We start from the raw sequence: 7,095 nt of genomic DNA, 5'->3' as shown, positions 1-7,095 counted from the left end.
AGCTCTGCATTTGGTTTTAAGTAGAATCCACTACTCATTCTAACCAAAAGCAACCTACGTTAGGCGAATGAGGGCCGCCTCGTTCATTATGACTAACGGAAAGTACGACAAGTTCTGCTATAAGCACCAAACAGTGTGAAAGGCAGGAAATTACAGCAGTAATTTTAACATTACAAACAAGGATGGGAATGAAGGAACCACGTATCCTGAAACCAACCCGCCAATACTCCTGCGCGCGTCATATTTAACAGAATATGAGGTGTGAAGTTCAGGTGGATTCGACTGAACGAAGGCTGAAGCCATTCTAATAGAAAAGGTATGCCAACGGATATGTCGCGCTTCTGAAAAACTGAATATGGTGAGAATGCTCGCACAGGAGTGAACTGACGAACTTCCAAATGTACAGGTCTAAGTTAGAGCATACGGAAACATTTGATTTATACTGCCAGAATAACTCCTTATTAAGAAGTTCATGAAGATAATTATCCATCTGCTTCGCCGGAACCGCCAAGTTTGAAATATGTCAGAGACGATTCATTTCTATAAATGCGCAACGAATTAATTTCAACGCGGGGAAGTATGGCAGCAAAAAGATCTGATCGAAATTCAAAAGGATGTTGATTAGACTGTAACAATTATTTATGTTGCACTTTGCCTTATCTCCCCAATAGGGAAAGAACGTCGACCCTCAGAGGGTATCTGGGGGCCGGCGTTTTTGCGTGTTCGGACGTTTTGGTACAGACGCTCAAAAAATGGGCCTTTGACTCAGTAACAAACGCGGAGCCTCGACCATAAATTGGAATCATGTCGATATGAAAAAAAGTTACTGGAGGTTTATCAAATGACCAATTTTCAAAATGAGATTCAACAGTTGGGTGTTTCGCAGTTCCAGGCAACCGAAATGTCGCCTTGGGAGCAGCAGGCTCAGTATCTTGCCGGCCAGTTTCCGAACAGCCAAGTGCCTGTGGACCCGTCGCGTCTTTGCGTCGGACTTTGCGCCGGAGTTTGTGCCGGAACTTGCGCAGGATTTTGCGGCGGGTTTTGCGCCGGAGTTTGTGGTGGGTTTTGCAGCGGCTTCTGCGGCGGCTTTCGCTGCAGCAACTGCGCGGGCTTCTGCCACCAATGCGCAGGCAGCTGCCACCATTGTGGTGGCGGCCACCGCTGCCGCTGACGCCTTCGTCTTCTCTTCCGGATTACAGTAAACCGATTGCCCCTGCACAGCGCTGTGCAGGGGCGATTTTTTATCCATTAAGGAAATGTCTGACATGAGGGACAAATAGAAGTACATATGATGTAGAACGAAGATTGCAAATTGGAGAAAAGTGTTTACGGCTAGGAGGGCTGAGATGTCAAAGTTGACCCCGACTGCGCGCCTTCAGGTAAAGGCGGATACATTTTATTTGCCGGTTCAGAATGACGGCGTCTATTTCCGAAACAACGTTGGTACGTTCCACATGAAAGGTGAGATGATTGACCGATGGCTGGAAAAGCTCATCCCCATGTTCAACGGGGAGCACACACTGGCGGAATTGACGGACGGTCTATCCGGCCCGTACCAGGACCGGGTGTGCGAAATCGCGGAAGTGTTGAGGGAAAAAGGTTTTGCACGCGATGTGAGCCAGGATCGCCCGCACGTTCTCTCGGAGCAAACGGTTCGCAGGTATGCAGGGCAAATCGCTTTTCTCGACAGCTTCGGCGAGTCCGGCGCTTACCGGTTTCAGTGTTACCGGCAGACTGAGGTGCTCGCGGTCGGCTCCGGCCAGATCTTTTCCGCACTTGTATCGTCGCTGCTTGAGTCGGGCCTACCCCGTTTCTGCATGTTGATTACGGATTCGCTGCCGACAGATCGGAGTCGGCTTACGGATTTGGCGGAGCACGCCCGCTTGACGGACCCCGAGGTGGCGATCGGGGAAGTTGATCTGACGAACAAGGGTGCCGACGGTTGGAGGGAAGCCGTGCGGCCGTTCCAAACGGTCCTCTATGTGTCTGAACAGGGCGATTGCGAGGAGCTGCGGCTACTTCATAAGGTATGCCAAGCGGAACGCAAAACGCTGTTTCCCGCCATGCGACTGCATCAGGCAGGCATTGCGGGCCCGCTCATTCAACCGGAGAGAGCGGTCTGTTGGGAATCGGCATGGCGGCGCATTCACGAGTCCGAAGTGTTCAAAGATCCGGAGAGGTTTGCCTTCTCCTCAACGGCGGGGGCGCTGCTCGCAAATGTGATTGTTTTCGAGCTTTTCAAGACTGTGACGGGCGCCGCCGAGGCGGAGCTGAGAAACTCGCTGTATCTGCTTGATTTGGAGACCTTGGAAGGAAGCTGGCACCCATTACTGCCGCATCCGCTTGCTGCCGGAAAATTCAATGCCGCAGCTAACTGGGTGGATGACGCGGAGCTTCGGCTCGAGCAAGGGCCGGAAGGCGGCGCAGTGAACGGACTGTTTCCGTACTTCAGTAAGTTGACTTCGGACCGAACGGGAATTTTCCATAGCTGGGAGGAAGGGGACCTTGGCCAGCTGCCCTTGTCACAGTGCCGCGTTCAGGCAGCCGATCCGCTGTCGGAAGGACCAGTCGGTCTGCTGCCGGACATCGTTTGTTCGGGATTGACGCACGTGGAGGCGCGGCGTGAAGCGGGGCTGACCGGGCTTGAGGCGTATGTGTCGCGGCTTGCGGGGGTTCTCGTGAACACCGAGCAGTTTATCGGCGTCGGTATCGGGGAGACGGCCGCAGAAGGTGCGGTTCGCGGACTGCAAGCTTGTTTAACGAAGCAGTTGGAGACGCAGCTGACAGACCGGAAACCGTCTGTCGTTCGGGTTAGGCTCGGTCAGATTGACGACGAGCCATGCTGGTTTTATTTACAGGCGCTGACCACGATGCGGGGCACACCGACGATCGGGCTTGGAGAGGAAGTGTGCGGGTTTCCCGTCGTATGGGTAGGCACGGAGGATGGATGGTTCGCAAGCACCGGCTTGACCGTGACAACGGCGCTGCGCAGGGCGCTGCAGGCGTCGCTAATGAAGGCGCAAAACCTATCCGCATGCCGCGTGCCGCATGCCGTGGAGGTGAGGACCATGCTGCTTGGTTCGGGCGCCCCGCTGGAGCTGTCTGTCCCAGCCGAGGAGTGGGAGTCGAAGCTGGATAGGGTCAGGAATGCGATGAGAAAGCTGAAAATAAGCGGCCGGGAAGTTTTCGTCATCGATTTGGCGGTGGAGCCGTTTTTGCGTGATGGTCCTGCAGCTGTCTTCGGCGTGCTGCTTGGAGAGGGGGAATCCGGATGAGCGCGGTCGTAGCCGTTTTCGGAGAAGGAGTGCTGGCGGAGCTGGTGTGCGGGGAGCTGATCTCCGAGTGTCGAATCGTTCGTTTGACCGATATCAGGGAGGGTGTGCCGGAAGATGTGGAATTTGCCCTGGTGCTGAACGATGCCTGGCATCCAACCGTTCAACGTGAGGCGGAAGCGGAGTTGCAGGCTGCCGGCATTCCATGGCTTCGCGGTTTCGTCGCCTTCGGTGAAGGCGTTGTCGGGCCGCTCGTCAGGCCAGGCCAGTCTGGATGCTCCAGGTGCGCCGATACCCGGCAGCTTATAGCGGGGCGCGACCGCAGGGAAATGTGGGGGCTGCAGCAGCGTTTGACAGAGACCGGGGGAATCCTATCTGACGCATGGGCATCGCGCACGGGACTGCTGCAGATGGCGCATCTGCTTATGGCGGAATCGCGGAACGTGCTGCGGCGCATCCGCTCCCGCACGGAAGAGTGTGTGGTTTTGGTCAACCTGAAGACGCTGAATTGCTCCAGCCATTTCTTCCTACCGGACCCGTTGTGTCCCATATGCGGAACTCTGCCCGAAGATTCGCGGGACGCTGCCCGGATATCGCTCAAGCCGTCCCCGAAAATCGAAGAAAACATCTACCGAAGCCGATCGCTCCAAGAGCTGAAAACTTTTCTGGCCAGGGACTATCTCGATTACAAGATTGGATTTCTGAACGGAAAAATACTGGATCTGGTTTCGCCCTTGGCCGATGCGACCGTGAATCTTCCGATGTTAGAGCAGGACGAGGTGACGGCGGGCCGGACGAACTGCTATGCGGATAGCGAGCTGTCAGCTATTCTTGAGGGCTTGGAGCGTTATTGTGGCATGGCGCCGCGCGGCAAGCGGCCGGTTGTTCGCGGCAGCTACCGGCAACTGGCGGGGGAAGCGCTCGATCCCGTGACGGTCGGGCTGTATGCGAAGGAGCAGTATGAGCTGCCTGGATTTCCTTTTAGGCCGTTCGATCCTGATGCCGAGACCGATTGGGTCTGGGGGTACTCGTTTGCGCAAGGAAGCCCGATTTTGGTGCCGCAGTGGCTTGCTTATTACAGCTCTCCCTGTCGGCAAGGCTTCGTGTACGAGACATCCAACGGCTGCGCCCTGGGCGGAAGCTTGGAGGAAGCGATCATGTACGGGATGCTGGAGGTCGTGGAGCGCGATTCGTTCTTGCTGACATGGTACGCACAGCTGCCACTTCCCCGCCTAGACCCACATTCCGCCGGAGACCGCGACCTGAAGCTCATGGTGGACCGGCTGCGGGCCGTTGCCGGTTTTGACGTGCTCTTGTTTAACGCGACGATGGAAAATGGCATTCCCAGCATTTGGGCGGTGGCGAAAAATAGAAAGCCTAATGGAGTGAATCTTATTTGTGCGGCCGGAGCGCACCCGGATCCGGTACGGGCAGCAAAAGGGGCAGTTCACGAGCTGTCGGGGATGATGCTTACACTAGACCACAAATTCGAGGCGAACCGGGAGGACTATGTGCGGATGCTCCACGATCCTTCGCTGGTTCGGGGCATGGAAGACCATTCCATGCTGTACAGCCTGCAGGAGGCGGAGCCTCGGCTGCGCTTTTTGCTGGATGAAAACCGGCCGATGCGATCGTTCGCTCAAGAATTTGGGACCACTCCGAAGCACCGGGATTTGACCGAAGACCTGAAGGCGATGATCGGTAAGTTCCTCCGGCTGCATTTGGACGTGATCGTGGTTGACCAAACGACACCGGAATTGAGGCGTAACGGGCTGCACTGCGTGAAAGTGTTGATGCCCGGCATGCTGCCGATGACGTTCGGCTACGATTTTACCCGGTTGGCGGGACTGGAAAGAGTGCTTCGAGTGCCGACCGAGCTCGGGTACACGGAGCGGCCTTTGCGTCCTGAGGAGCTCAATGCTAATCCGCATCCGTTCCCATAAATGAGCAGGGCCGATAATGCCAAACCGCGGTATCACTATATGGCGATTGGGGGGAAGCAGAATGAGTCTGGAAGCGTTTATTCGCCAGCTTCACGCCGACGGCAACGGGAGCGGGCTGCCCGGCTGGGAGGTCGATTGGGGCGATGCGCCGCTTGCCTATAAGCTGTATCGCGGCCTGCCGACTCTACCGCTGTCCTCGGATATCCCGATGACGCTGGAAGCGCGGGCAACGCCTGTTGAACCGAGCCTGAAAGACATCGGCCATTTTCTCTGGTATGTCTACGGGTTGACGCAAGTAAGCTATTCTCATGCTGCTCCGATGCGGACGTACCGCAGATTCGTACCTTCGGCGGAGGGCTGTACCCGAACGAATTGTACGTATATCTCCGCACGGAAGCCAGAGTTCCCGGACTTTACCATTACGATGCAGCGCATCACCGCCTGGTGCTGCTGCGCGAAGGCGATTACGATTCGTACTTGGCCCGGGCTCTCGGCAACCGCTGTGATCTATCCTCATGCTTCGGCGTTGTCTTTGTATCGACGATGGGTTGGAAAAATGCTTTCAAATACAACACCTTTGCCTATCGTCTGCAAGGGCTTGATTCAGGCGTGCTGCTAGGGCAGCTGCAGGAAACTGCGAAACGGTTCGGTTATGCATCAAAAGTGCATTTCCGGTTTCTGGACCGAGCCGTGGGCCATCTGCTCGGGCTATCCGGCTCAGAGGAGAACGTTTATGCGATCGTGCCTCTTTCGGTGCAGCGCGACATCGCTTGGATCGACGATGCCGGCGGTACGCCGATGCAAATCGCAGCGGATGAGCTGTGCCGTGAACTTCCGGCTGTTCAGCATGATTATTACGTGCGTTCGAGATCCGTTAAGGAGATTCCACAGTTGACTCAGATGAACAAAACGGCGACGCTCGATACGCTGTCACCGTTTCGCCGTTTCGAGCCCGTCAATCGAGCGGAAAGCGGACTTCAGACTGTCTATTTACCACCGGTGAAACGGCTGAGCTTCGATCTGGCGGCGACTAGCCGAGCACGTCATTCGCCCGAAAGCGAATTCGTCTTGAGCCGTGTAACGGCGCAGCAGCTAGCCGTCCTGCTGCAAGAAGCTGCGGCTTCCTTCGCGTATCGCAACGATTTGGACGGCGTGGGAGAGGCGCCTCCGCTTCGTGTCGCGTTATACGGGTGTTTCTATAACATCGAAGGCGTACCGGACGGCGCTTATCGCTATGACGCAGCCGCCCACGCGCTCCGGCGCGAACTTGCCGGTGATCATCGGCTCCGGCTGCAGCAGGGGATGACCCTGCACAACGTCAATTTGTTTCAAGTACCGATCTGTCTGCACATCGCCGGTGATGACGATCACTTGATTCCCCAATTGGGGTATAGAGGATACCGCATCCAGCAGATGGAAGCCGGCATGCTCCTGCAGCGCCTGCTGCTGACGGCGTCCGCTCTCGGCATGGGTGGGCGTCCGCTGCTGGGCTTTCAGGCCGGATCATGCGACGAGCTCTACCGGATGTCCATGCATGGACGAATCAGTCTCGTCCAAATCCCGATCGGTCGCTGCCTTCCCCGTCCCCGGTTGGAGGGAGGTTTGCACAGCTAGTTTATACTGGATTCCCGATATGCGGATACGGGAAAAGTTGTTTTCACTATCCACTCGATACATGTGGAGTGCTTAATATTGATGATTCTGAATTATCAAGTAATATATGACAGTACTGCTCAATTTATTGATGTATTTTTTATATTAAGTGAATCAATTTCATAATGCGCACTTTTAAAAAATCATAAAGAAACAGAATTTCGATGATTTCTTAAAAAAACGAATGAAATAGCTAATTATGCTACAGAAAGTTGTAGTTGGGAAAG

General features: G+C 55.3%; 3 protein-coding genes and 1 pseudogene. All 4 read left to right on the top strand.

Annotated elements, in window-relative coordinates; genetic code table 11:
* The first annotated feature begins 841 nt into the window (after positions 1-841).
* The 4 genes and pseudogenes from FU659_RS34195 (at position 842) to FU659_RS34180 (ending at position 6,829) form a co-directional block, all read left to right on the top strand.
* On the top strand, positions 842-1,171 hold the full coding sequence (locus FU659_RS34195) for a heterocycloanthracin/sonorensin family bacteriocin (protein ID WP_187274602.1): 330 nt from the start codon (positions 842-844) through the stop codon (positions 1,169-1,171).
* A 175-nt stretch (positions 1,172-1,346) separates the two neighbouring features.
* Entirely contained in the window at positions 1,347-3,275 is a 1,929-nt protein-coding gene (locus tag FU659_RS34190; RefSeq protein ID WP_147951620.1) for a putative thiazole-containing bacteriocin maturation protein, read from the top strand.
* Positions 3,272-5,215, top strand: coding sequence for a TOMM precursor leader peptide-binding protein (locus tag FU659_RS34185; RefSeq protein ID WP_147951619.1), 1,944 nt, complete (start codon positions 3,272-3,274; stop codon positions 5,213-5,215). Before FU659_RS34190 ends, FU659_RS34185 begins: the two co-directional genes overlap by 4 nt.
* A 61-nt stretch (positions 5,216-5,276) precedes the next feature.
* Positions 5,277-6,829: pseudogene (locus FU659_RS34180) on the top strand (SagB family peptide dehydrogenase).
* The last annotated feature ends 266 nt before the right edge of the window (positions 6,830-7,095 follow it).

It is taken from the genome of Paenibacillus sp. N3.4, from assembly GCF_008017805.1.
In the GTDB taxonomy this organism is placed as follows: Bacteria; Bacillota; Bacilli; order Paenibacillales; family NBRC-103111; genus Paenibacillus_E.
Note: the sequence above shows the minus strand (reverse complement) of the source record. Positions and strands in the feature narration are given on the sequence as shown.